Here is a 22,714-nt window from a genome sequence, read left to right as displayed (position 1 = left end):
AGTGTCGACCGACACCGTTAGCAACGCCACCAGCACCCCCGATGTCGAGCAGCCGTGGGCCGAGCTCGGGCTGAAGCCGGACGAGTACCAGCGGATCCGCGACATCCTGGACCGGCGGCCGACCAGCTGTGAGCTGGCGATGTACTCGGTGATGTGGAGCGAGCACTGCTCGTACAAGTCGTCGAAGGTGCACCTGAAGCGGTTCGGTGAGATCCCGCAGGAGACGCCGGCCGGGAAGATGCTGGCCGGTATCGGCGAGAACGCGGGCGTGATCGACATCGGCGAGGGGTACGCCGTCACGTTCAAGGTGGAGTCGCACAACCACCCGTCGTACGTCGAGCCGTACCAGGGCGCCGCGACCGGGGTCGGCGGAATCGTCCGCGACATCATCGCGATGGGCGCCCGCCCGGTTGCGGTGATGGATCCGCTCCGCTTCGGTCCGCTGGACGCTCCGGACACCAAGCGCGTGCTGCCGGGCATCGTGTCGGGCGTTGGTGGTTATGGGAACAGCCTCGGGTTGCCGAACATCGGCGGTGAGGTCGTCTTCGACCCGACGTACCTGGGCAACCCGCTGGTCAACGCCCTCTGCATCGGTGTGATGCGGCACGAGGACCTGCACCTCGCGAACGCGACCGGCGTCGGCAACCAGATGATCCTGTACGGCGCCAAGACGGGCGGCGACGGGATCGGCGGAGTGTCGGTGCTGGCGTCGGAGACCTTCGCGGAGGGTGGTCCGACCAAGCGGCCGGCGGTCCAGGTCGGCGACCCGTTCATGGAGAAGCTGCTGATCGAGTGCACCCTCGAGCTCTTCGCCGCGAACGTCGTCGAGGGCATCCAGGACCTCGGCGGCGGCGGACTGTCCTGTGCGACCTCGGAGCTCGCCAGTGCCGGCGACGGCGGCATGCGGGTGTCGCTGGACAAGGTGCCGCTGCGGGATGCCTCGCTGTCGCCCGAAGAGATCCTGATGAGCGAGTCGCAGGAGCGGATGATGGCCTGCGTCACCCCGGACAACGTCGAGGCGTTCCTGAAGATCTGCGCGAAGTGGGATGTCCAGGCCGACGTGATCGGTGAGGTGACCGACACCGGGCGGCTGGAGATCGACTGGCACGGCGAGCGGGTCGTCGATGTTCTGCCGAAGACCGTCGCGCACGACGGGCCGGTCTACAACCGCCCGTACGCGCGGCCGAACTGGCAGGACGAGCTGCAGGCCGACGGCGCCGAGAAGTTGCCACGGGCAACCACTGGCGCGGAGCTGCGGGACACGCTGCTGCAGCTGGTCGCGTCGCCGAACCTGTGCGACAAGTCCTGGGTGACCGACCAGTACGACCGGTACGTGCTGGGCAACTCGGTGCTCTCCCAGCCCGAGGACAGCGGCATGATCCGGGTCGACGAGACCAGCGGCCTCGGTGTCGCGGTTTCGACCGACTGCAATGGCCGGTTCGCCAAGCTCGACCCGTACATCGGTGCGAAGCTGGCCCTCGCCGAGTCCTACCGGAACGTGGCCACCACGGGTGCCCGCCCGGCAGCGGTGACGGACTGCCTGAACTTCGGTTCGCCGGAGGACTCGGGCGTGATGTGGCAGTTCACCGAGGCGATCCGGGGTCTGGTCGACGGGTGCATCGAGCTGGGCATCCCGGTCACCGGCGGGAACGTGTCGTTCTACAACCAGACCGGCGAGACCCCGATCCTGCCGACCCCGGTGGTCGGTGTGCTCGGGGTGATCGACGATGTCACCCGCCGTACGCCGATCGGGTTCACGCCCGAGATGGAGGGTCACCAGCTGTACCTGCTCGGTGAGACCGAGGAGGAGCTGTCCGGGTCGGAGTGGGCGAACGTCGTCCACGGTCACCTCGGCGGGCGGCCGCCGGCGGTGGACCTGGCGGCCGAGCAGCAGCTGGCCGACATCCTGATCAACGCTTCGCGGGACGGGCTGATCGACGCGGCGCACGATGTCAGCGACGGCGGTGCCGCGCAGGCGCTGGTCGAGTCCGCGCTGCGCGGTGGCGTGGGAGCGCGAGTGTGGGCGCCGGACGGGCTCGACCCGTTCCTGTTCCTGTTCGCCGAGTCGGCCGGACGCGCGATCGTCGCCGTACCGCGGACCGAGGAGGTGCGGTTCACCGACATGTGCACCGCCCGCCGCTTCCCGCACGCGAAGATCGGCGTCATCACCGGTGACACCCTCGACGTCCAGGACCAGTTCGAGATCCCGCTGGCCGAGCTCCGTACGGCGTGGACCGCGACACTGCCGTCCGTCCTGAACTAGACACCTGTCTGGCACACTCGATGGGGACGAGTGAGGTGACGGATGGCGGAACGGCGTCCTGGTAAGGCGGGGGAGCTGATGGGGCTGGCGGCTGCCGCCGGTCAGGAGGCTCGGGTTGCTGCCGCTCGGCGGCGGGTGGCCCAGATCCGGCTGACCGACGAGGAGCGGCGGGTCGCCACCGATGAGTTGGCGGAGCAGTTCGCGATCGGCCGGCTGGACGAGCTGGAGTTGCACCGGCGGGTCGACCTGCTGAACGACGCGGTGACGCACGGGGATCTGCAGCCGATCTTCGCCGGGCTGCCGGTGCCCTCGCTGTACAAGCCAGCGGCGCGGAAGCCGGGCAGGTGGCGGTGGGCCGCCTTCGCTGCGGCCGCGTGGATGGCTGTGCCGTTCGTGCTGACCGGCCTGGTGTTCCTGGTCTTCGGGCGCGAGATTGCGGCGGCGATCTTCGGGCTGCCGGCGCTCGCCTGGGTGTTCTTCACCTACCGCTGGGCGTCCCAGCCGCGCCGCGACGAGCGCCGGCAGTCAGGCTCCTAGAGTCGACTCGCGCGTGACCAGCTGGGCTGGGAGTTCGAGTACGCCGTGGTGCGGGGTGCCGGCGATGGATTCCAGGAGCAGGGTGGCTGCGCGGCGGCCGAGGTCTTCGAGGCGGAGGTCCACGGTGGTGAGCGGCGGACGGCTGGCGAGGGCCATCACCGGCCAGTTGTCGTAGCCGGTGACGGCGATGTCGTCGGGTACTGAGCGGCCGAGTTCGCGGAGGCGGTCGCAGACGCCGCGGGCGATCTGGTCGCTGCCGCAGGTGATTGCGTCCGGGTGCTGACGCAGTACTAGATCGGTGGCTTGGCGGCCCCAGCGTTCGGTCCACTCGCCGAAGAGCGGCTCGGTGCAGAGGGCGGCGGCGACGGCTTCGGCGCGTTCCGCGGCGGAGCGGTGGTTGGCCGGGCCGGTGATGTGGGCGATCCGGGTCCGGCCGAGGCCTTGTAGGTGGGTGATCGTGGCGGCGGCGCCGGCCGCGTCGTCGACGATGACCGAGGCGTCCGCCGGGTTGGTGGAGGCAGCGAGTGCGTAGACGACGGGCAGCGGTACGTCGATCGGCGGTCGCGGCTCGGTCCGTCGGCCGGTGACGACGATGCCGTCGACTCCGCGGGCCACCAACGAACGTAGGTAGCTCTGCTCGCGCAGCGGGTCGTCGCGGGTGTCGCAGAGGATGGTCGCCAGCTCGCCTGCGCTGAGAACGTCCTCGACGCCGCGCATGATCGGGATGCTGAAGCGGCCCGAGCTGTCGGTGGTCAGCAGGGCGACGGTGTACGTGCGGCCGGACGAGAGCGCGCGACCGCGGGCATCCGGGGTGAACCCGAGTTGCGCGGCGGCCCGGCGTACCCGAGCTCGCGTCTCTTGGCTCAGTTGGCCGGTGTTGTTCAGCGCCTTCGACGCGGTCCCGGCGGACACTCCGGCGAGCGCGGCGACGTCCGTGATCCGCACTCCTGGCCTCTTCATGGCGTTTCCTCTCGCTCTTCCTTGAGACCCTATCAACAGGGCTGCTGCAACCTCGCTGACCTGCGCTTTGGTCTTGACCGAGGCGGTTCGCAGTCCTACGTTGTCAGTCACGGAAAACGTGTGCGGTCTTTCCGTTGGTGTGATGTCCGCCCCCGTCACCCGAAAGGCGCCTCGCCATGCCCGAACCCAGCCCCGAAGGAATGCCCCGTCGTGACTTCCTCGCTGTCTCCCTTGCCGCGGCGGCCGTTGTGACCGCCATCGACCCTTCTGAAGCCGAGGCTGTGCAGCCCGCCGGTCGTGGTGGTCACTACGTCCCGCAGCGCGCGCCACTTCGCCCTGTCCCGTTCCAGAAGCTTCCGCCCGGTGCGATCCAGCCGCGCGGCTGGCTCGCGCAGCAGCTCGAGCTGCAGGTCAACGGACTCTGCGGCCGGTACGACGAGATCTCGGACTTCCTGGTCTACGACACGAACGGATGGGTCGACCCGGCGCAAGGAGCTTGGGAGGAGCTGCCGTACTGGCTCCGCGGATTCGGCGACCTCGGGTACGTCACGGGCAACACCGGCGTACTGACCAGGACCGAGCAGTGGATGAACGGGATCATCAAGACCCAGGCCGCGGACGGGTGGTTCGGTCCGGAGCGGCTGCGGACCTCACTGGAGGGCGGACCGGACTTCTGGCCGGGGATGCCTTTGCTGGCGGCTTTCCGGTCCTGGTACGAGTACTCCGGTGACGAGCGGGTCATTTCGTTCATGACCAAGTACCTGGGGTTCCAGAACACGCAGCCGCCGGAGGTGTTCAACCGGTCGTGGGGTGCGTTCCGCTGGGGCGACAACATCGACAGTGCCTATTGGCTCTACAACCGCACCGGAGACCAGTGGCTGCTCGACCTGGTCAGCAAGATGCATAGCGGGTCGGCGGACTACGTCAACGGCATTCCGACGTGGCACAACGTCAACCTGGCGCAGGGGTTCCGGGAGCCGCTGCAGTACTGGCTGCTGTCCGGCGACGAGCAGCACCGCGCAGCGACGTACCGGAACTACGCGACCGTCATGGGCCGGTATGGGCAGTTTCCTGGTGGTGGGTTCGCTGGTGACGAGAACTCGCGGCCTGGGTTCGGTGACCCGCGGCAGGGGTTCGAGACGTGCGGGATCGTCGAGCTGATGCACAGCTGTGAGCTGCTCACTCGCTTCACCGGTGACACGGCCTGGACGGACAGGTGTGAGGAGCTGGCGTTCAACTCGCTGCCGGCGTCGTACGACCCGCAGCAGCAGGTCATGCACTACATCACCTGTGCCAACAGCGTGCAGCTCGACGACCAGCCGAAGCACGGGCAGTTCCAGAACCCGTTCCCGATGCAGGCCTACAAGTACGGCGTACATCAGTACCGGTGCTGTCCGCACAACTACGGCATGGGCTGGCCGTACTACGCCCAGGAGCTCTGGCTGGCTACCACCGACAACGGTCTCGCTGCGTCGATGTACTCCGCCAGCAAGGTGACCGCTCGCGTGGGAGCTGCTGGTGAGACGGTGAGCATCGTGCAGGACACGGAGTACCCGTTCTCCGACACGATCACGTTTACCGTGCAGGGATCGGCGCGATTCCCCTTGTATTTAAGGCGTCCAGGCTGGGCGCATGACGTGTCGGTGAAGGTCAACGGGCAGCCGGTCCGGGTCAGTGGTGACTGGCTCAAGCTGGACCGCACCTGGCGTCCTGGCGACCGCGTCGAGCTAGTGCTGCCGATGCGGACCACCACCCGCGTCTGGGACGACAATCAGGACTCCGTCTCTGTGGACCGTGGTCCGCTGACCTACTCGCTGCAGATCGACGAGCGGTACGAGCGCATCGGTGGGACAGACGAGTGGCCCGAGCTCTCCGTCTATCCGGAGTCCCCCTGGAACTACGGACTGGTCGCCGGCGCGCGCTTTGACGTCGTACGACGGGACGCCGGCGCGGACCCCTTTACTGCTGAGGGTGTGCCAGTCGCACTGACCGCGCAGGCTCGGCGGCTTCCGCAGTGGGAGACGGACACGGAGGACGTGGTCGGTCTGCTGCAGCCTGGGCCGGCGCGGTCAGAGGAACCTGTGGAGACGGTGACGCTCATTCCGATGGGTGCGGCCCGGCTGCGGGTCACGTCGTTCCCGCAAGTCTCCCCGCAGGGCAAGGAGTGGAGCTACCGGACCCGGATCACGGCGTCGCATGTCAACGACGGTGACTCACTAGAAGCGCCGGACTCCGGTCGTACCCCGGAGTCCTCTGCGGACGCGTCGATTCCGCGGTTTACCTGGTGGGATCGTCGCGGGACGACGGAGTGGATCGAGTACGACCTCCGTCAACCCGTGGAGCTCTCGCAGGTCTCGGCGTACTGGTACGACGACACCGGCTCCGGCCAGTGCCGCGTACCGCAGTCCTGGCGCGTGCTGTGGCTGGACGGGGACACCTGGCGCCCAGTCGACAACACCACGCCGTACGACGTGACAGTCGACCAACTCAACACCACCACGTTCACCCCGGTGCAGGCGCAGTACGTCCGAGTAGAGGTCACCCTGCGCCCGACGTACTCAGGCGGATTGCTGCTTTTGACATTCGACTGACCGCCTGGACCTGCGAAAATGAACGCGTGGGGGACAAGCCGGCACAGGCGTGGTGGAAGTGAAGGACCCTCGGGTAGAGCGGCTGGTGCTCAGGTACCTGGAGGGACGCGCGCTGAGCCGGGCCGAGCTGGTCAGGTTTACCGGCACCACAGACCTCCAGGTCCAGGCTGTGCTGGACGAGCTGATCGGCACTGCACACGTCGTCCGCCGCCCACAGGACATCGGTCCGGCGGACTACGAGCTGACACCGGCCGGGGTGGAGCGCCTGGCTCAGGTCGGGCGGCTCACCGCCTCACCCGCCCCGGCCACCAAGCGACCGGCCACCGCCAAACGTCCGCCCGTCGTCAAGAGGCGCCCGCCGCTGCGCCGCCCGACGGCGGCGGTGCTGACCGAGCACGAGTGGGAACTGTGTTCGGAAGCGCTGACGCAGTACTACGCTCTCGGGCGAATCGACAAAGCAGATCTGGCTCGTCGCACGCACCTTCTCTACGTCGCCCGCACTCGGGACGACCTGGATGCGATCTTCGTGGGTCAGCCCATGCCTGATCTGCCCAAGCCGGTTCGCTCCGCGCCTGCGCCGCCGACACCGATCCTGACCAGCCAGGCCAGCTCGGCCGCCCCGGCCAGGACGGCGAAGTTCGCGGCCGAGCCGGAACCGTTGGACCGACAGTTGATCGTGAACCTGGCGAAGAGCCTCGCCGTCGGGCTGCTGTTCACGGGCATCGTCATCGCGACAGGCCCCAGCCTGGTGATCTTGCTGGCCATCCTCGTGGTGACGGGAGGGAACATGTTCCGGACGTACCGAACCTGGGCCAAGAAGCGGCGTTCGGGGTGAACTAGCCTGTCCGCGTGGACCCTGTACTGCGACTAGCTGTGCCGGCGGACGGGGCAGCCATTGCTGAGCTGGCCCAAGCCTCGGTGCTCGACGTGTTCCCGGCGTACTACGACTCGGTGGAGACGGCCAGTGCGGCGGAGCACATCACCACGCTGGACACCGCGCTGATCGACGACGGCACATACTACGTGCACGAGGCCGCTGGGGAGATCGTTGCGGCCGGTGGGTGGAGTCGGCGGAACAAGCTGTTCAACGCGAGTACTGCGGGAGCTGACGAGCGGCTCCTGGATCCGGCGACCGAGCCGGCCCGGATTCGGGCGATGTTCGTCCGGGCGGACTGGACGCGGCGCGGACTCGGCCGGGCGATCCTGACTGCGTGTACCGAGGCGGCCCGGGCAGAGGGGTTCACCAAACTGGCGTTGATGTCCACGCTGCCCGGAGTACCGCTCTACAAGGCTTTTGGCTTCACAGAGGTGGAGTCTGCTCAGCTACCGATGCCGGACGGCATTGTGTTGGCAGGTGTTGCGATGGAGCTACCAATTGAGGAGACCGCATGACCGCAGGTACCACCGTGACCGCTCCCGATGGCACCGAGGTTGTGCTGGGGGAGATCGGGACCAGTGTGCTGCTGAAGAACTCGCGCGTCCGGGTCTGGGAGGTGTCGCTGGCACCTAGTGAGGCGCAGGCCTGGCACCTGCACCACAACCCGTACGTCGTGTTGTGCCTGTCGACGTCGCCGTGCCACATGGACTGGCTGGACGGCAGCCCGGCCAGGCACCTGAGCGAGACCGTCGGCGGCTCGGTGCACCGCCCGGTGTCCCCGGTGCACATGCTCACCAACGACGGCGACGCGCCGTACCTCAACCGGCTGATCGAGCTCCTCGACCTCGGCGAGGAGGCCTCCGGTGACCCGTACTTCGCGGTCGCGGGTGTGCCCGCCGAGGCCGGTTTCGAGCAGGCCGGTGAGATCCCGGCCAAGGTCGTCGTCGACGAGGACGACGTACGCGTGCAGCACCTGACCCCGGAGGCCGGTGAGTCGTACACCTGGCACACCGGCGCCAACCCGGCCCTGGTGGTCGACCTGGACCTCGAGCACCCGGACGTGACCTACCTGGAGCCCGGCGAGTCCTACGCCCTCCCCGCCAAGCCAGACCGCACGTCCGGCTTCAACCTGGTCGAGCTGCGCTACTACAGCAGGCCGCGTACCTGATCCGCGTCCCGAGCAGCTAGTACTGCGACAGTGTCGACCTGACTGAGGTCGGCCTGTCGCAGTCGTGCTTTGACGAGCGGCACCTGCGGTCCGACCGCGCTGAGCTCAGTGACGCCGAGAGCCGCCAGTAGTACTGCGGCCTGTGGGTCGCTGGCGAGGTCACCGCAGACCGCGACGCGTACGCCGGCGTTGCGGACGACGTGGTCGATGAGCTGGAGGACCGCTGGGTCCAGACCGTCGGCGAGTGAGGCGACAGCAGTGTTGGTGCGGTCGGCAGCCGTTGTGTATTGCGTGAGGTCGTTGGTGCCGATGCTGACGAAGTCGAGATCCTTGGCGAGAGTCCGGACGCGCAACGCGGCCGCCGGTATCTCGACCATGATGCCGACCTCGAGACCGTCCCTCGGACCGAGTTCGCCCAACGCCCAGGCGACCTCGTCGGCGGTCGTCACCATCGGGAACATCACGTGCACCGGGGTCTCGGCCGCCGTACGCCGGATGGCCTCGAGCTGATCGCGGAGCAGTTCCGGCCGACGGCGGAAGACCCGCAGGCCGCGCTCGCCGAGGAACGGGTTCGCCTCCTTGGCCTGGGGCAGGAACGGCAACGGCTTGTCGCCGCCGATGTCCCAGGTCCGGATCGTGATCGGCTTGCCCTGCAGCGCTCGCGCGATCGCGCGGAACGTCTCGACCTGCTCATCGACGGTGGGAGGCGTACGGCGGTCACCGAAGAGCACCTCGGTCCGCACCAGACCGGACCCGTCCGCCCCGCGCACGTCGACCGCGTCCTGAACGACTCCGACATTCACCACTACGTCGATCGTCCGCCCGTCGCGCGTGGTGGCCGGCTCGTCCGCTCGTACGACGGCCTGCTCCCGCTCGTCCCGGCGCTCCGTGATCGTCGCCCGTACCCGGTCCTCGTCGGGCTCGACCTCGAACGATCCCGTGCGTACGTCGAAGGCGACCGTCGCGCCGGCCGGTACCTCGACGTCACCGATCCCGGTAATCAACGGAATCCCGCGCGAGCGAGCCACGATCACCCCATGCCCGGTCGTCCCTGCCGCCCGCACCGCGATCCCGGCGATCCGGGTCGCGTCAAGCGTGGCCGCAGTAGCCGCATCCAACTCAGGTACGACGAGAATCCCCGACTCGACCGGCGCGGCGGAGGTTGCCCCGACCAGTGCTCGCAGTACTCGATCCCGCACCGCTCGGACGTCCTGAGCTCGCTCGCGCTGGTAGCCGTCTTCGAGCCCTTCGAACGTCTCCGCCAGACCGTCATACGCCTCGCTCCACGCCGCGGGCGCCGATGCCCCGCCGGAGATCGCCGTACGCACGTCGTCCAGCACCTTGCGGTCGTTCAGCAACGCAAGGTGCGCCTCGAAGATCTCCCCGTGCTCAGCGGTGCCGTCCCGCAGCTCACGAAGTTCGTCAGCCACCGCCCCGAGCGCATCGTCCAGCCGGCCAAGTTCGTTGTCCCCGGCAACATAACCGCTCAGATCGACACCCGCACCCACCAGCACCGCCGGCCCGATCGCGACATCCAGCCCAGACCCACTCGCCGCAGGTGCAGCCTTCTGGGCGGGCTCGTCGCCGAAGTTCTCCGCCGCCAGCTTCTCGATCGCCGCCAGCGCTTCGTCGGCTTGCGGACCGCTCGCACCAACTCGCACCCGGTGCCCCTGCTGGGCGTTCAACGTCGCGACCATGCTCAAACTGCCCGCATCCACCGGACCCTTCCCGGTGTCCAAGTCAGTGAGCGTGACCGTCGCGTCGAACCCGTTCACCACCCCGACCAACCGAGCAGCCGGTCGAGCGTGCAGCCCATGTTCGTTGCCGACCACAACCTCCACGCTCCGGTCCGCCTCCACGACCGGAGCCACAGCAGCCGCCGGACTGTCGCCGAGATGGTCCTGCTTGCCGACCAGCCCGCGCTCGGCCTCGGCAACCACAGCGTCGAGGGAGGCGCCGGTGGAGGCAGTCACCACCGCGGCAACCAATCCCTCAACGAGCGGAGCACTGGTGAGCCGGACATGCCCGGCGACGTCAGGCTCCAGGAACTCCAGCGCCATTTCGGCACTAAGGATCGCCGAGCCAAGATCGAGCAGCACCAGTACGCCGTCCGCGCTGTCTGCCGAGGTGATCGCCTCCGAGACCGCCATCGCGTCTGTGCCGAACGTCGTCGCGTCCAGCCCGGCCGCCACTGCGATCACCGGTCGCTTGTCCTCGGCAACCATCTCCGCGGCGAGCCCGACCGCCGCCTCAGCCAGCGGCCGGCTGTGCGACACCACCACGATCCCGATCATGAGAGAGTGCGGGCCGCGGACTCCAAGATCAGCGTCGTACTCGTCGCCCCAGGATCCTGATGACCGGCACTGCGCTCGCCGAGATAGCTCGCCCGGCCCTTGCGCGCTACCAGCGGCACCGTCGCGTCCCGGCCCTTCGCGGCCGCCTCCGCAGCCGCGGTCAGCGCCGCGCCGAGATCGGATCCGCCCGCGACAGCAGCGTCGTACGCCTCGAGTGCAGGCGCCCAGGCGTCGTACATCGTCTTGTCGCCGAGTTCCGCCTTGCCGCGGGCAAGCACTCCCTCGACCCCGGCGTGTAGCCCGCGCCCGATCGTCTCCGGCGTCAGCTCGACGCCGGACATCGCAGTCCCGAATCGCAGGAAGAACGTCCCGTACAGCGGCCCGCTCGCCCCGCCGACCTTGCTGACCAGCGTCATCCCGGCCTTCTTCAACAGCTCGTCGACACTGTCGAACGACGTCTCGTCCAGCACCGCGACGACCGCCTGGAACCCGCGATCCATGTTCGCGCCGTGGTCGGCGTCCCCGATCGCCGAGTCCAGCTCGGTCAGGTACGCCGCATTCTCATGCAACGTACCCGCAACGTCGCGCAGCCAGTTGACGAAGGAATCGACTCCCATGCTCACGCGCCCCAGCGTAGGCCGGGGGTGTTCACCGGTGCGTCCCAGAGGCGTACCAGTTCGTCGTCCACTTTCAGGAGGGTGATCGAGCAGCCGGCCATCTCGAGCGAGGTGATGTAGTTGCCGACCAGTGAGCGGGCCACGGTGATACCGGCCCGGTCGAGCAGCTTGGCCACCTCGTTGTACATGATGTAGAGCTCGATCAGCGGCGTACCGCCCATGCCGTTGACGAAGGCAATCACCGAATCGCCTTGCTGGTAAGGGAGATCGGAGACGACCGGGTCAAGGAGCATCGAGGCGATCTCGCGGGCCGGTGCCAGCGGCAACCGTTGCCGGCCGGGCTCGCCGTGGATGCCGATACCGACCTCCATCTCGTTCTCGGCGAGTTCGAACGTCGGCTTGCCCGCGGCCGGGACTGTGCACGACGTGAGTGCCATTCCCATGCTGCGACCGTTGTCGTTCACCCGCTTCGCGAGGTCCGCGACCTCTTGCAGTGGGCGGCCCTCCTCGGCGGCCGCGCCGACGATCTTCTCCAGCAGTACGGTCACGCCGACCCCGCGGCGGCCGGCCGTGTAGAGGCTGTCCTGTACGGCGACGTCGTCGTTCGTCACCACCGACAGCACCTCGGTGCCTGCGTCGGCGGCGGCCAGCTCGGCGGCCATCTCGAAGTTCATCACGTCGCCGGTGTAGTTCTTCACGATGTGGAGTACGCCGGCACCCGCGTCGACCGCCTTGGTCGCGGCCATCATCTGGTCCGGCACCGGAGACGTAAACACCTCACCCGCACACGCGGCGTCCAGCATCCCGAGCCCGACGAACCCACCGTGCATCGGCTCGTGCCCCGACCCTCCGCCGGAGATCAGCCCCACCTTCCCCTGTCTCGGCGCGTCCTTGCGGTAGACGATCCGGTTCTCCAGATCGACCCGCAACCGATCCGGGTGCGCTGCCGCCACCCCCTGCAGCGCCTCACTCACAACATCACCAGGTTCGTTGATGAGCTTCTTCATGGACCCATCTGAGCACACGCCCGCCCAGAACGGGAGCCCTCTCAGGTGGCCGTTGTAGCTGACACCTCCGACAGCAACGGGATCGAGCGGATGGGACGACTGAGGGTGAGCAGTACGGCGGCGATGACGAGCAACCCGCCGAAGACCATCAGCGCCGACCGCGAGCCGAACCCTTCGAGCAGCAGGCCGCCGAGGAACGGTGCGAGCGGATTGGTGCTGCTGGCCAGGAACATGACCGCGCTCTGCGCACGTCCTTGCAGGTTGTCCGGGGTGATCAGCATCTGATAGCCGAACAGGCCGGAGTTCAGCGCGGGCAGCAGGAAGATCGCGAGCGCCGGCAGCACGATCAGCACGGCCGCGTGGGTGGTGAACGCGGTCGCGCCGAAGGTGATAGTGGTGATCCAGCCGGAGGCGATCGTGATCTTGCCGGTGCTGAACTTCGACAGCAGCTTTGGTGCGGCGATCGCGCCCAGCAGGCCACCCACACCCAGCCCTGTCTCCAGCAACCCGATCACGGGCGTCGGTACGCCGCGCTGCTGCATGCTCAGGATCAGGACGATGAATGTGCCGTTCGCGGCGAAGTTGAGGATGGTCGCGACGACGGCGATCGTCCGCAGCGCGGGCTGCCGGAACATCCAGGTCAGCCCGGAGCGGATCGCCTTCAGCATCGGCTCGTGCTTGTCGCCGTCGGGCTTGGCGGCAGGCAGCGGGTGCCGGATCGTCGTCAGCATGATCGTCATCACCAGGTACGAGATCGTGTCGATGGCGACCGGGATGACGCGGCCGATCGAGTAGAGCAGACCGCCGAGTGGAGCCCCGATCAGAGCGGCCAGGTTCTGCCGGCCGTGGCTGGCGGCGAGGGCGGTCGAGATGTCGTCGGGGTCGACGATCTGCCGCAGCGCACCGGCCTCGGCCGGGACGAACAGGACGTAGCCCGCGCCGCTCAGCAGACTGACGGCGATCAGATGCGGCAGCGTCAGTACGTCGAGCCAGCCGGCCACCGCGACCGAGCCGTACAGCAGGGTCCCGAACAGGCTGTAGCCGATCATGATCCGGCGCCGGTTCCACCGATCGGCCAGCGCGCCGCCGGGCAGCGACATCAGGGTCTGCCCGAGAGCTCCCGCCGTACCGATCAGGCCGGCCTGCACCGGGGAGCCGGTGATGGCCAGGCCGAGCAGCACGAAGACGAACGAGCTCATGGCCGAGCCGATGCTGCTGATCGTTTGGCCGGTCAGCAGCTTGAGATAGTCACCGTTGTGCAATAACCCCCGGGCGGACATAACCCGGAGGGTATGCCCGTGCGAGGTCAGTGATCAGTCGTCAGTCTTTGGGGCGGAGGAGGGGGCGGACTACCTCGCGGGCGTCGTGGATGCGGGATTTCACCGTGCCGAGGGGAGCGCCGACGACGGCGGCGATCTCCTCGTACGAGAGGCCGTAGACATCGCGCAGTACCAGCGGGGTGACCATCTGGGGACGGTCGCGCTCCAGGGTCTCCAGGGCTTCGAGCAGGTCCAGGCGGGTGCCGGCGATCACGCTGGTGGTCCGGGGGTCCGGCTTCTCCATCGTCTCCGGGTTGTGCGCGGCCTGGGCGGTGCGCTTCAGCTTGCGGTACGTCGACCTGGCCGAGTTGGCCGCGACCGAGTGGACCCAGGTGGAGAAGCTGCTGCGGCCGGAGTACGAGCCGATCTTGGTGGCGACGTTCAGTAGTGCTTCCTGGGCCGCGTCCTCGGCGTCTGCGGAGTACGGGAGCACGCTGCGGCAGATCCGCAGGACACGCGGATAAACCTGCCGCAGCAGGTCGTCCATCGCGTGTTTGTCGCCCGCCTGGGCGCGCTCGGCCAAGACTCCGAGGTCGTCGGTCGGGCTGGTGCTCTCGCTCATCTGCGCCTTTGCTGTCGATCGGCCCCGGCACGGGACACTCCGGTACTCCATAATGCCTTGTATGGGGGTCCCAACCAGACTCGGACGTTACGTCGTGCGCCGACGCCTGGGCTCGGGCGGTTTCGCTACGGTATGGCTTGCTCACGATGAGCAACTGGATGCCGAGGTCGCGATCAAGGTGCTCGCCGACAACTGGGGGCACGACGACTCGGTCCGGCACCGGTTTCTCGAGGAGGGCCGGTTCCTGCGCCGCGTCGAGTCCGAGCACGTCGTCCAGGTGCACGACGTCGGCGAACTCGAGGACGGCCGGCCGTTCCTGGTGCTCACCTACGCCGACCGCGGCACGCTGGCCGACCGGCTGAAGCAGAAGCCACTGGCCCTGGCCGAGGCCGTCGACGTGGTGGTCCAGGTCGGTCGCGGCCTGCAGGCCCTGCACCGGCGCGGCCTGCTGCACCGGGACGTGAAACCGGCCAACGTTCTGTTCCGCAGTACGGACGACGGTGAGCGGGCCGTCCTGTCCGACCTCGGTCTGGGCAAGTCGCTCGACGAGGTGTCCCGGATCACGATGCCCGGCGGCACCCCGTCGTACGTCGCTCCCGAGCAGGCGCTGGGTGAGCGGCTGGACCAGCGTGCCGACCAGTACTCACTCGGCGCGGTCGCGTACGCCGCTTTGACCGGGCGCTCACCGCATCAGGTCGACGGATTGGGCGCGGCCAGCCGAGTCAAGGTGGCGCCGCCGCCGAGCTCGCTCGGGTTCGAGCTGCCGGAGCAGGTCGACGCCGCGATCGTCCGGGCGCTGGAGCCGGACCGGGAGAATCGCTGGCCGGACGTCCAGTCGTTCACCCGGGCACTCGTGGGTGGGCTCGACGAGACGACACACGACTTCCCGCTGTCGATCCGGGAGACGATTCAGGTCGCCGGCGATCTCGACGGCAAGACCGCGCTCAGCGACGAGAACCAACCGACGATCGTGAAGCTTGCCGAGCCGTCGGTGACCGAGGACGCGGCGGCGGAGACCGTCGCCGTCGACGCGCCCGCCGTACCAGAAGAGACCACCGAGAAGGTCGAGCCACAGCCTGTCCCAACACCCAAGCGGAAGCGGAAGCGCGGGCGGTGGGTCGTCGCCGCCCTGTTGGCGCTGCTGGTCGGCGGCGGCGCCGGGTACGCCGGGCAGTGGTACCAGTCCAGAGGCAAGGCGATAGAGGTCTCGCAGGGGCAGTTCAAGGTGACGGTTCCGCGCGAGTGGGCGAAGTCGGTGGCCCAGACGGACTGGCTGGCACCAGGGAGCACGTCACGAACGCCCGCGTTCCGGGTCAGCCGGGATACCGACTTGTCCGCGACCGCGCCGGGCGTGTTCCTCGGCCTCGCCGGGTCGAAGCTGGCCCTTCCCGACAACACCGCGCTCGGGTGCAAGCCAGAGACGGTCAGCCAGGGCACGTTCAACGACCGGCCGACCACGGACCGGCTTTCGAGCGGGTGCGCCGGTGGCGATATGGTCCTGTACGAACGAGTCGTCGATCGGGGGACCGGCGGCTCGCTGCTCGTCCAGGTGATCGCGCCAGATGCCGCCCGGGCTGCCGAGATCGCCGATTCGGTGAAGTACTAGCGCTGAGGAAGTCCCCCATGCGTTTTCCGACGGAACGGCTCCGGCCGTCGCCGGCGCTGATGCAGTCCGCTCGTCGCAGGTTCTACCGGTGGCGCTCGACGATCTTCCGCACCATCTGGCCGACTGACTGACTAATCCACTGTCAGCCAGGTGATGCCGAGGCCTAGCACCCACAGTGCACCGCCTGTCCAGGCGAGGGTATGGAGGCCCGTCGTGAAGGTCGCGGAGTGGCTTAGAACCGCACTGTAGAGTGCTACGCCCGCAGCGCCGACAGCCTGCCGGGCGGTGTTGTTGACTCCACTGGCCAGGCCGGCGCGGTCCGGTGGCAGGGCTGCGATCGCCGCGTGGACCACGGCGGCGGTCAGCAACCCCATGCCGATACCCAGGCAGAGCTCCACCGGGATGACCGCGGCGTACCGGCTGTCGGGGCGGACGGCTAGCAGGCAGAACGAGCCGATAGCCCCGAGAGCAAGGCCGAACGACATGGGGAGCCGGGAGCCGTACCGAGCCGTGATGCGGCCCGAGACAGGGCCGAGCACGGCTAGCGGCAGCAGAACAGGCAGCAGCTCCAGGCCGGCGCGCAGCGCGGATTGGTCCAGATGCTCTTGTAAATAAAGGGTCAGGGCGAGCAGCGTGCCTAGACCAACCAGATTCATCAGGCCGGAGACCACGTTGGCGCCGACGAACGCTGCGCCGATGCGCAGCCGGATGTGGGTCTCGCGGCGAGCGGTCCGGTGCTGTGGCACCATCCGCCACGCCATCGGCAGGACTAACGCGATGATCGGCAGGTTGATCAGGAACACCGCACGCCAGCCGAATCCGCTGACCAGTACGCCGCCGAGGATTGGCCCGGCAACCAATGCCAGTGCACCCGCACCGGCCCAGATCCCAACAGCGCGGGCTCTTTCGGCCTTGTCGACGTACTGATCGGTGATGACAGCCAAGGTGCCTGGCAAAAGCAGTGCGGCGCCGACGCCCTGGAGTACTCGCGCTGCGATCAGGAGCTCGATATTCGGCGCAATGCCGCACACCAGGGACGCGCAGCCGAAAACGGTCAGCCCGGTGAGCACGACCCGTCGGTGGCCGATCCGGTCGCCCAGCACCCCACAGACGAGCAGGAGCCCGGCCAGCGCGATCATGTACCCGCTCACGACCCACTGCTGCCCGGATGCGCTGGTCTCAAGACCGGTCCGGATCGTCGGCAGCGCCACGTTGACCACGGTGACGTCCAGCTGGACCAGGAAGATTCCGACGCACAGCAAGGCGAGCAACATGCTGTCCAAGCTGCCACCGAAACGCTTCGGGTTGTGCCGAAGTATGGCGGTGTGAAGATGGATGGCATGGGTGGAGATGCCGATGTGGCTCGCGCCGCCGGCCTGATGGCCGAGCCCGCGCGGGCGAAGGTCCTGATGGCGCTGGCCGATGGCCGCGCGCTGCCCGCCTCCTTGCTGGCTTCGGAGGCCGCTGTGTCACCACAGACGATCAGTGGCCACCTGCACAAGCTGCTGGACGGCGGTCTGGTTGCAGTCGAGCGCTCCGGTCGTCAGAGGTATTACAAACTGTCCGGTCCGGACGTGGCCGCCGCAGTAGAGGCGTTGGCCCGCATCGCGAAACCGCAGCCGATCAAGTCGCTCCGCCAAAGCACCCGCGCCGCAGCACTCCGCGAGGCTCGCACCTGCTACGACCACCTGGCCGGCCGCCTCGGCGTGGCCCTGCTGGACGGTCTGGTACGCCGGGATGCCCTGAGGCGCACCGACGGCGGTGTCGGCGCGGACCGCCGTCCGGACGACCCACTGGCCAAGCAGCTCCCGGATGGCCCGTATGCCCTTGGTTCCAAGGCATCTGAGGTCTTCGCCGAGCTGGGCGTCGACCTGGCCGACCAGCCGTCCCGCCGCCAGCTCCTGAGGTTTTGCGTCGACTGGAGCGAGCAACGCCACCACCTGTCGGGCCAACTAGGCGCATCCGTCGTCGACAGCCTGCTGGTCAATAACTGGCTCCACCGCCGCCCCAACCAACGAGCTGTCGACCTAACTCCTGCAGGCCACGAAGCCCTCGCCGGACTGCTAGGAGCCGATTTGCGAGTCGGTGCGGAGGGCTGACTGCGCCGCGTGGTCCAGGATGGCCTCCAGGGCGTCCTGGTCCTGGGGGAGTCCGGTGACCGCGATCTCGAACGTGCACAGGCCGGCGCCGTTGGCCACCCACCGGACGATCACGTAGCGCAGCGAGTTCTCCGGCACGTAGGTGTAGACGAGCGTCGCTTCCTTGGAGTCCGGATCCACCGTTTGCGACTTGATCGAGAGCATCTGGCTGGCGGGCACCGATGCGAGCTGCTTGAGTCGCTCGGCCATCGAGACGGCCGGCGCCCGCTGGATGGTGAACCCGGCTTCCAGCCGGATCCAGCGCTTCGAGGTGGGATCGGTGTACCGACCGGTCTTCGGCGGATCCGGCTGGGTGAAACTCCAGGTGCTCGGCACCCGGACCCGGACCGACGAGCGTACGACGGCGGTCGCGGTGAACTCGCGGATCTTGTACTCGATGTCGTCCGCCTGCAGCGCCTCGGTGTCGTCCGGTACGACGTACTTCGGCGACGGGTCCGGTGTGGTCGGCGTCGCGGACGGATCCGGACTGGTCTCCATCGGAAGGGGTGCCGCAGTACCCGCGAGGCTGGGCTCGTCGGTGAGGAACAGGCCGACTCCGTAGCCGGCTGCGCCGCCGGCTCCGGCGAGCGTGAGCAGGCCGGCGCCGAGCAGCGCCCGCCGCGACACGTTCCTCTTCACGCCCCCACCTTCCCCAGTTCCCTACTGACAGAAGACACCTGAGTCCACTCCCGGGTTGCATCCCTCCAGGTAACGATTCCGTGAAACCAGGTCAGCCGACCTCGTGCACCGTCGTCGTGGCCTTCTGGAGCACCTCGTTCAGCCCATTCGCGTCCTGGGGAAGGCCGGTGATGCTCATCGTGACATCGTTGAGTTGGCCTTGTGTCGCGACCCAGCGGACGATCACGTAGCGGAGAGTGTCGCCGGGGATGTAGGTGTAGATCAGGGTCGCGACCGGCCGGGATTGGCCGTCGTCGCCGGCAACCTTGCCGGTCGTCTTGCTGCGGATCTGGAGATCGTTCTGCGGGGCCTGGCTCGACTTGAGGTTCAGGATGAGCAGCGCCATCGCGTCGGCGGGGGTCTGCACGACCGGCTCGACGGCCTGCACACGGACACCCCGCACCTTCTGGTCGTCCAGGTACTTCACCTCGGCGGGGTACTTGTCGTCCCTGGTCAGGCGCCAGCCCTGTGGCGTTTCGATCGAGAGGTCGACGGAGGGCTCATCCTTCGGGGTGACGGTGAAGGTGTGGCGGGTGTAGTGGAGGCCGGTCTCGAGGGGGTCGAGGTTGTTCGGGACGGGCGTCTTCACCGGTAGTGAAGGCTCCGTCGGGGTCGGGGACGGAGAGGTCGACAGCACGCCGAGGGGGCCGGCGGTGCCGATTGCGCTGGGTTCGGGGGTGTCGTAGCGGTCGCCGGCGTAGTAGCCACCGCCGACGCCGAGCGCCAGGGCCAGCAGCAGAAGGCCGGCCAGGAGGACTCGTCTCACTCGTGCACCGGTCCATACGCGGACATGACTCGGCCGCCCGGCAGCAGTACGGCGTACGGCGTACCGGCCGGAGGTGGGGAGGCGGTCACGAGCACAGCGCCATCTTCTCAGGAGAGGTGGGCAGCAGCCCAAACCCCGGACGGAGTGCCTTCCCGACTGAATCCTTTCAACGAGGGCTTGACACCCTCCCGGCCCGTACGTACGGTCCCGGTGACGAAAGTAACACGATCCTGCGGTTACTTCACATGCTTCGCCGGTATCTCGGCGCTCAGGAGGATCCATGGCACTCGATCAGTCCGTCAGCCGGCGGCGGCTCCTGCAGCTGATCGGCGGGGCTACGGTCGCCGCCACGGCGGCCGGCACGCTGACGGCCTGCGGCGGCGGCAGCGGCTCGTCGTCATCCGGTGGCACCCTCAAGGTGATCGGCGCGGGCAGCCAGGAGGCCGGTCTGCGCAAGGCGCTGGACGACTACAAGAAGGCCAACGGCGGCTTCGACTTCAACCTGTCGTTCTCACCGGCCGACCAGCTGCAGACCGCGCTCCGGGCCCAGCTCGCGGCCGGCAACGCACCCGACCTGCACGCCGTCTACCCGGGCAACGGCAGCGCGATGTCGATGGTCCAGCTGAGCAAGGCGAACCTGCTCGCCGACCTCAGCGACCAGTCCTGGACGCAGAAGATCCCGACCGGCTTCAAGGGTGCGTTCCAGCAGGACGGCAAGACGTTCATCTTCTCGCCCGGCACCAGCGTGCTGGGCGCGATTTACAACAAGAAGGCGTTCGCGACCGCCGGTGTCGAGGTGCCGACCACCTGGTCGGAGCTGCTCGCGGTCTGCGACAAGCTGAAGAAGAAGGGCATCGTCCCGATCGCCCTCGGCGCCCAGACACCGTGGGTCACCCAGCTCATCGACTACGCGCTGGTCCCCGGCACGGTCTACGCCAAGACGCCCGACTTCGACGACAAGATGACCGCCGGCAACGCGTCGTTCGCCGACTCCGGCTGGGCCGACGCGATGGACAAGTACCTGGAGTTGCAGAAGAAGGGCTTCTTCAACGACAACCCGAACGGTACGACGTACGAGCAGGCCACCTCGATGGTCGGCACCGGCAAGGCGGCGATGGCGGTCCAGGTGTCCGCGGTCCTGCAGGCGTTCCGCGAGGCGTCGCCGACGCCGGACGACCTCGGCATGTTCCCGTTCCCGGCCACGGATGTCGCCGCCGACAACTGGATCCCCGGCGGGGTGGTGGTCGGCATCGCGATCAGCGCGAAGAGCAAGAAGGCCGAGCAGGCGAAGAAGTTCATCGAGTACTGCGGACAGCCGGAGACCGTCAACGCCTGGGCCGAGGCGGTCGCGTGCGTCCCGCTGTACTCCGACGGCGACGCCAAGGTGGACCCGGTGCTGAAGCCGTTCCTCCCGTACCTGAAGGACAACAAGGCCGTCCCGTTCATGGACCAGCGCTGGCCGAACGCCGAGGTCCAGCCCACCCACTTCGCCGTCGTCCAGGAGCTCCTCGGCGGCAAGAGCACGGTTCCGGCCGCGCTGAAGAAGATGGACGAGGCCTACCGGAAGAGCGCATGACGATCACTGCACAGGCGGTACGACGGGATGCGGTGAAGGCGCCGCGGCGGCGCGGAGCGATGGTGGCGCCGCCGTGGTTGTTCGCGGTGCCGGCGTTGCTGGTCTACGCGTTCGTGGTGCTGTATCCGGCGCTGTCCGGCGCGGGATCCGCGTTCACCGACTGGTCCGGAGTCGGTGAACAACGGTCCTTCGTCGGGGTGGACAACTTCAAGCAGCTGTTCCACGACGACCAGGCTCTGGGCGCGCTGCGCAACACGTTGATGCTGACGGTCGCGATCGTCGTCGTACAGAACGGACTCGGGCTGCTGCTCGCGCTCGGCGTACACACCCGGATCAAGACCCGGATGGCGTTGCGGGTGATCTTCTTCGCCCCGGTCGTGGTCAGCCCGGTGATGGTGTCGTTCCTGTGGAAGTACGTCTACAACCCCTCGCCGGATGCGGGCCTGAACGCCGTGCTGGGTGCGGTCGGGCTCGGCGGCCTGCGGCAGGACTGGCTCGGCAACCCGTCGCTGGCGATCTGGTCGGTCGCGTTCACGGTGATCTGGCAGTGCGCCGGGTACTCGATGGTGATCTTCCTGGCCGGGCTCGAAGGTGTGCCGGCCGAGCTGCTCGAGTCCGCGATGGTCGACGGCGCCGGGACGATGGCCCGGTTCCGGCACATCACCTGGCCGCTGCTGGCGCCGGCCGTGACGATCAACGTGATGCTGTCGACGGTCGGCGGGCTGACGTTGTTCACCCAGATCATCGCGATGACGAACGGCGGTCCCGGGTACGCGACCGACACGTTGTCGACGGTGCTCTACAAGCAGGCCTTCGTGTTCGGGAAGTTCGGGTACAGCACGGCGGTCGCGCTGGTACTGGCGATCTTCGTCGCGGCGGTGTCCTTCATCCAGATCGGGTACCTGCGTTCGAGGGAGACGGCCGCATGAGGACCGGATACCGTCCCCGCACGTTCGTGCTCGAGGTCGTCATGGTGGCGGCCGCGATCGCGTTCCTGTTCCCCGTCTACGCGCTCGTGACGCTGGCGTTCAAGGATCCGACGCAGATCGCCAACAAGCCGTTGTCGCTGCCGGACCCGCCGTCCGTCGGAAGCTTCGGCGAAGCCTGGCGATCGGCGTCACTCGGCTCCGCTCTGCTGAACAGCACTCTGATCACGGCGAGCAGCGTGCTGGTCCTGATCGTGCTGGGTTCGTTGGCGGCGTACTTCCTGGCCCGTACGGCGACGCGGTTGAGCTACTCGCTCTACATCCTGTTCCTGGTCGGCATCATCCTGCCCTTCCAGCTCGGGATGATCCCGCTCTACCAACTGGTCAACAACCTCGGCCTGCTCGGCACCTATCAAGGGATGATCCTGTTCTACACCGGCATCCAGTTGCCGTTCACGGTCTTCCTCTACACCGGCTTCATCCGCTCGCTGCCGGCCGACTACACCAACGCCGCGCTGATCGACGGCGCCTCGCACCTGCAGGCGTTCGCGCACGTGATCTTCCCGCTGCTGCGTCCGATCACCGGCACGGTGCTGATCCTCAACGCCGTACACATCTGGAACGACTTCTTCACCCCGCTGCTCTACCTCGGCGGCTCCGGCCGGGAGACCGTGCCGGTCCGGGTGTTTGCCTTTGTCAACGAGTACACCTCCGACTACGGACTCGTCGCGGCCGGTCTGGTGCTCGCGGCACTGCCGATCCTGCTGGTGTTCCTGTTCCTGCAGCGGTACGTCATCCGTGGCTTCTCCAGTGGCCTGAAGGGATAACA

At 67.9% G+C, this 22,714-nt stretch carries 20 protein-coding genes and 1 pseudogene; 11 read left to right on the top strand and 10 right to left on the bottom strand.

The window, feature by feature from the left end; all coding sequences use genetic code 11:
- Position 1: 1 nt before the first annotated feature.
- Together purL and EV650_RS20945 are read left to right on the top strand one after the other, a co-directional pair.
- Positions 2–2,263: a phosphoribosylformylglycinamidine synthase subunit PurL gene (gene purL / locus EV650_RS20950; protein ID WP_134120735.1), complete on the top strand. Its 2,262-nt coding sequence runs from the start codon at positions 2–4 to the stop codon at positions 2,261–2,263.
- Positions 2,264–2,305: 42 nt separating this feature from the next.
- The gene (locus EV650_RS20945) at positions 2,306–2,800 is read left to right on the top strand and encodes a DUF1707 SHOCT-like domain-containing protein (protein ID WP_134120734.1); all 495 of its coding nucleotides are present in this window, start codon (positions 2,306–2,308) and stop codon (positions 2,798–2,800) included.
- Here EV650_RS20945 and EV650_RS20940 read toward each other — a convergent pair.
- Entirely contained in the window at positions 2,789–3,760 is a 972-nt protein-coding gene (locus tag EV650_RS20940; RefSeq protein ID WP_134120733.1) for a LacI family DNA-binding transcriptional regulator, read from the bottom strand. The genes EV650_RS20945 and EV650_RS20940 overlap by 12 nt on opposite strands.
- A 176-nt stretch (positions 3,761–3,936) precedes the next feature.
- On the opposite strand from EV650_RS20940, the gene EV650_RS20935 reads away from it, so the two are divergent.
- From EV650_RS20935 to EV650_RS20920, 4 genes are all read left to right on the top strand, one after another.
- A complete protein-coding gene (locus EV650_RS20935; protein ID WP_238174353.1) occupies positions 3,937–6,351 on the top strand; it encodes a beta-L-arabinofuranosidase domain-containing protein in 2,415 nt (804 codons plus the stop codon).
- A gap of 85 nt (positions 6,352–6,436) precedes the next feature.
- On the top strand, positions 6,437–7,186 hold the full coding sequence (locus EV650_RS20930) for a DUF1707 SHOCT-like domain-containing protein (protein WP_166678228.1): 750 nt from the start codon (positions 6,437–6,439) through the stop codon (positions 7,184–7,186).
- Between the two features lie 14 nt (positions 7,187–7,200).
- A complete protein-coding gene (locus tag EV650_RS20925; protein WP_134120731.1) occupies positions 7,201–7,743 on the top strand; it encodes a GNAT family N-acetyltransferase in 543 nt (180 codons plus the stop codon).
- On the top strand, positions 7,740–8,396 hold the full coding sequence (locus tag EV650_RS20920) for a cupin domain-containing protein (RefSeq protein ID WP_134120730.1): 657 nt from the start codon (positions 7,740–7,742) through the stop codon (positions 8,394–8,396). The genes EV650_RS20925 and EV650_RS20920 overlap by 4 nt, the downstream gene beginning before the upstream one ends.
- On the opposite strand, the gene ptsP is transcribed toward EV650_RS20920, so the two are convergent.
- From ptsP to EV650_RS20895, 6 genes and pseudogenes are all read right to left on the bottom strand, one after another.
- Positions 8,375–10,228: a phosphoenolpyruvate--protein phosphotransferase gene (gene ptsP / locus EV650_RS20915; protein WP_238174570.1), complete on the bottom strand. Its 1,854-nt coding sequence runs from the start codon at positions 10,226–10,228 to the stop codon at positions 8,375–8,377. The genes EV650_RS20920 and ptsP overlap by 22 nt on opposite strands.
- 51 nt (positions 10,229–10,279) lie before the next feature.
- Positions 10,280–10,690 (bottom strand): annotated as a pseudogene (gene dhaM / locus EV650_RS41105) (dihydroxyacetone kinase phosphoryl donor subunit DhaM); the annotation flags it as partial.
- Positions 10,687–11,307 (bottom strand): dihydroxyacetone kinase subunit DhaL, encoded by a 621-nt coding sequence (dhaL, locus tag EV650_RS20910; protein WP_134122586.1) that lies wholly within the window; start codon positions 11,305–11,307, stop codon positions 10,687–10,689. The gene dhaL and the pseudogene dhaM, both read right to left, overlap by 4 nt.
- Positions 11,308–11,309: 2 nt before the next feature.
- The gene (gene dhaK, locus EV650_RS20905) at positions 11,310–12,314 is read right to left on the bottom strand and encodes a dihydroxyacetone kinase subunit DhaK (RefSeq protein WP_134120728.1); all 1,005 of its coding nucleotides are present in this window, start codon (positions 12,312–12,314) and stop codon (positions 11,310–11,312) included.
- A 41-nt stretch (positions 12,315–12,355) separates the two neighbouring features.
- Positions 12,356–13,594, bottom strand: coding sequence for an MFS transporter (locus EV650_RS20900; RefSeq protein ID WP_134120727.1), 1,239 nt, complete (start codon positions 13,592–13,594; stop codon positions 12,356–12,358).
- 40 nt (positions 13,595–13,634) lie between these two features.
- Positions 13,635–14,195: an RNA polymerase sigma factor gene (locus tag EV650_RS20895; protein WP_134120726.1), complete on the bottom strand. Its 561-nt coding sequence runs from the start codon at positions 14,193–14,195 to the stop codon at positions 13,635–13,637.
- A gap of 94 nt (positions 14,196–14,289) precedes the next feature.
- Here EV650_RS20895 and EV650_RS20890 point away from each other — a divergent pair, with 94 nt between their 5' ends.
- Entirely contained in the window at positions 14,290–15,801 is a 1,512-nt protein-coding gene (locus EV650_RS20890) for a serine/threonine-protein kinase (RefSeq protein ID WP_238174352.1), read from the top strand.
- Between the two features lie 131 nt (positions 15,802–15,932).
- Here EV650_RS20890 and EV650_RS20885 read toward each other — a convergent pair whose 3' ends face one another.
- On the bottom strand, positions 15,933–17,075 hold the full coding sequence (locus EV650_RS20885; RefSeq protein WP_134120724.1) for an MFS transporter: 1,143 nt from the start codon (positions 17,073–17,075) through the stop codon (positions 15,933–15,935).
- 33 nt (positions 17,076–17,108) lie between these two features.
- Here EV650_RS20885 and EV650_RS20880 point away from each other — a divergent pair, with 33 nt between their 5' ends.
- Positions 17,109–17,900: an ArsR/SmtB family transcription factor gene (locus EV650_RS20880; protein WP_238174351.1), complete on the top strand. Its 792-nt coding sequence runs from the start codon at positions 17,109–17,111 to the stop codon at positions 17,898–17,900.
- On the opposite strand, the gene EV650_RS20875 is transcribed toward EV650_RS20880, so the two are convergent.
- Both EV650_RS20875 and EV650_RS20870 read right to left on the bottom strand, forming a co-directional pair.
- The gene (locus EV650_RS20875; protein WP_134120722.1) at positions 17,865–18,578 is read right to left on the bottom strand and encodes a hypothetical protein; all 714 of its coding nucleotides are present in this window, start codon (positions 18,576–18,578) and stop codon (positions 17,865–17,867) included. The genes EV650_RS20880 and EV650_RS20875 overlap by 36 nt on opposite strands.
- A gap of 91 nt (positions 18,579–18,669) precedes the next feature.
- Positions 18,670–19,383 carry a hypothetical protein gene (locus EV650_RS20870; protein WP_134120721.1) on the bottom strand — a complete coding sequence of 238 codons (714 nt, stop codon included), beginning with the start codon at positions 19,381–19,383 and terminating at the stop codon, positions 18,670–18,672.
- 280 nt (positions 19,384–19,663) lie between these two features.
- Between EV650_RS20870 and EV650_RS20865 the strand changes: the two genes are divergently transcribed.
- Genes EV650_RS20865 through EV650_RS20855 form a run of 3 tightly spaced genes read left to right on the top strand, consistent with a single transcriptional unit; the run spans position 19,664 to position 22,712 of the window.
- A complete protein-coding gene (locus EV650_RS20865) occupies positions 19,664–20,959 on the top strand; it encodes an extracellular solute-binding protein (RefSeq protein WP_134120720.1) in 1,296 nt (431 codons plus the stop codon).
- Positions 20,956–21,888 (top strand): carbohydrate ABC transporter permease, encoded by a 933-nt coding sequence (locus tag EV650_RS20860; RefSeq protein ID WP_134120719.1) that lies wholly within the window; start codon positions 20,956–20,958, stop codon positions 21,886–21,888. The genes EV650_RS20865 and EV650_RS20860 overlap by 4 nt, the downstream gene beginning before the upstream one ends.
- Positions 21,885–22,712, top strand: coding sequence for a carbohydrate ABC transporter permease (locus tag EV650_RS20855; protein ID WP_134120718.1), 828 nt, complete (start codon positions 21,885–21,887; stop codon positions 22,710–22,712). Before EV650_RS20860 ends, EV650_RS20855 begins: the two co-directional genes overlap by 4 nt.
- Positions 22,713–22,714 lie beyond the last annotated feature (2 nt).

It is taken from the genome of Kribbella kalugense, assembly GCF_004365875.1.
Classification (GTDB): Bacteria; Actinomycetota; Actinomycetes; order Propionibacteriales; family Kribbellaceae; genus Kribbella; species Kribbella kalugense.
This window is presented reverse-complemented; position numbering and strand designations above follow the sequence as displayed.

Coding starts and splice junctions, on each gene's coding strand:
- EV650_RS20945 (WP_134120734.1), top strand. CDS start 2,306: ATGGCGGAACGGCGTCCTGGTAAGGCGGGGGAGCTGATGGGGCTGGCG.
- EV650_RS20940 (WP_134120733.1), bottom strand. CDS start 3,760: ATGAAGAGGCCAGGAGTGCGGATCACGGACGTCGCCGCGCTCGCCGGA.
- EV650_RS20935 (WP_238174353.1), top strand. CDS start 3,937: ATGCCCGAACCCAGCCCCGAAGGAATGCCCCGTCGTGACTTCCTCGCT.
- EV650_RS20920 (WP_134120730.1), top strand. CDS start 7,740: ATGACCGCAGGTACCACCGTGACCGCTCCCGATGGCACCGAGGTTGTG.
- dhaL (WP_134122586.1), bottom strand. CDS start 11,307: ATGGGAGTCGATTCCTTCGTCAACTGGCTGCGCGACGTTGCGGGTACG.
- dhaK (WP_134120728.1), bottom strand. CDS start 12,314: ATGAAGAAGCTCATCAACGAACCTGGTGATGTTGTGAGTGAGGCGCTG.
- EV650_RS20900 (WP_134120727.1), bottom strand. CDS start 13,594: ATGTCCGCCCGGGGGTTATTGCACAACGGTGACTATCTCAAGCTGCTG.
- EV650_RS20895 (WP_134120726.1), bottom strand. CDS start 14,195: ATGAGCGAGAGCACCAGCCCGACCGACGACCTCGGAGTCTTGGCCGAG.
- EV650_RS20885 (WP_134120724.1), bottom strand. CDS start 17,075: ATGTTGCTCGCCTTGCTGTGCGTCGGAATCTTCCTGGTCCAGCTGGAC.
- EV650_RS20865 (WP_134120720.1), top strand. CDS start 19,664: ATGGCACTCGATCAGTCCGTCAGCCGGCGGCGGCTCCTGCAGCTGATC.
- EV650_RS20860 (WP_134120719.1), top strand. CDS start 20,956: ATGACGATCACTGCACAGGCGGTACGACGGGATGCGGTGAAGGCGCCG.
- EV650_RS20855 (WP_134120718.1), top strand. CDS start 21,885: ATGAGGACCGGATACCGTCCCCGCACGTTCGTGCTCGAGGTCGTCATG.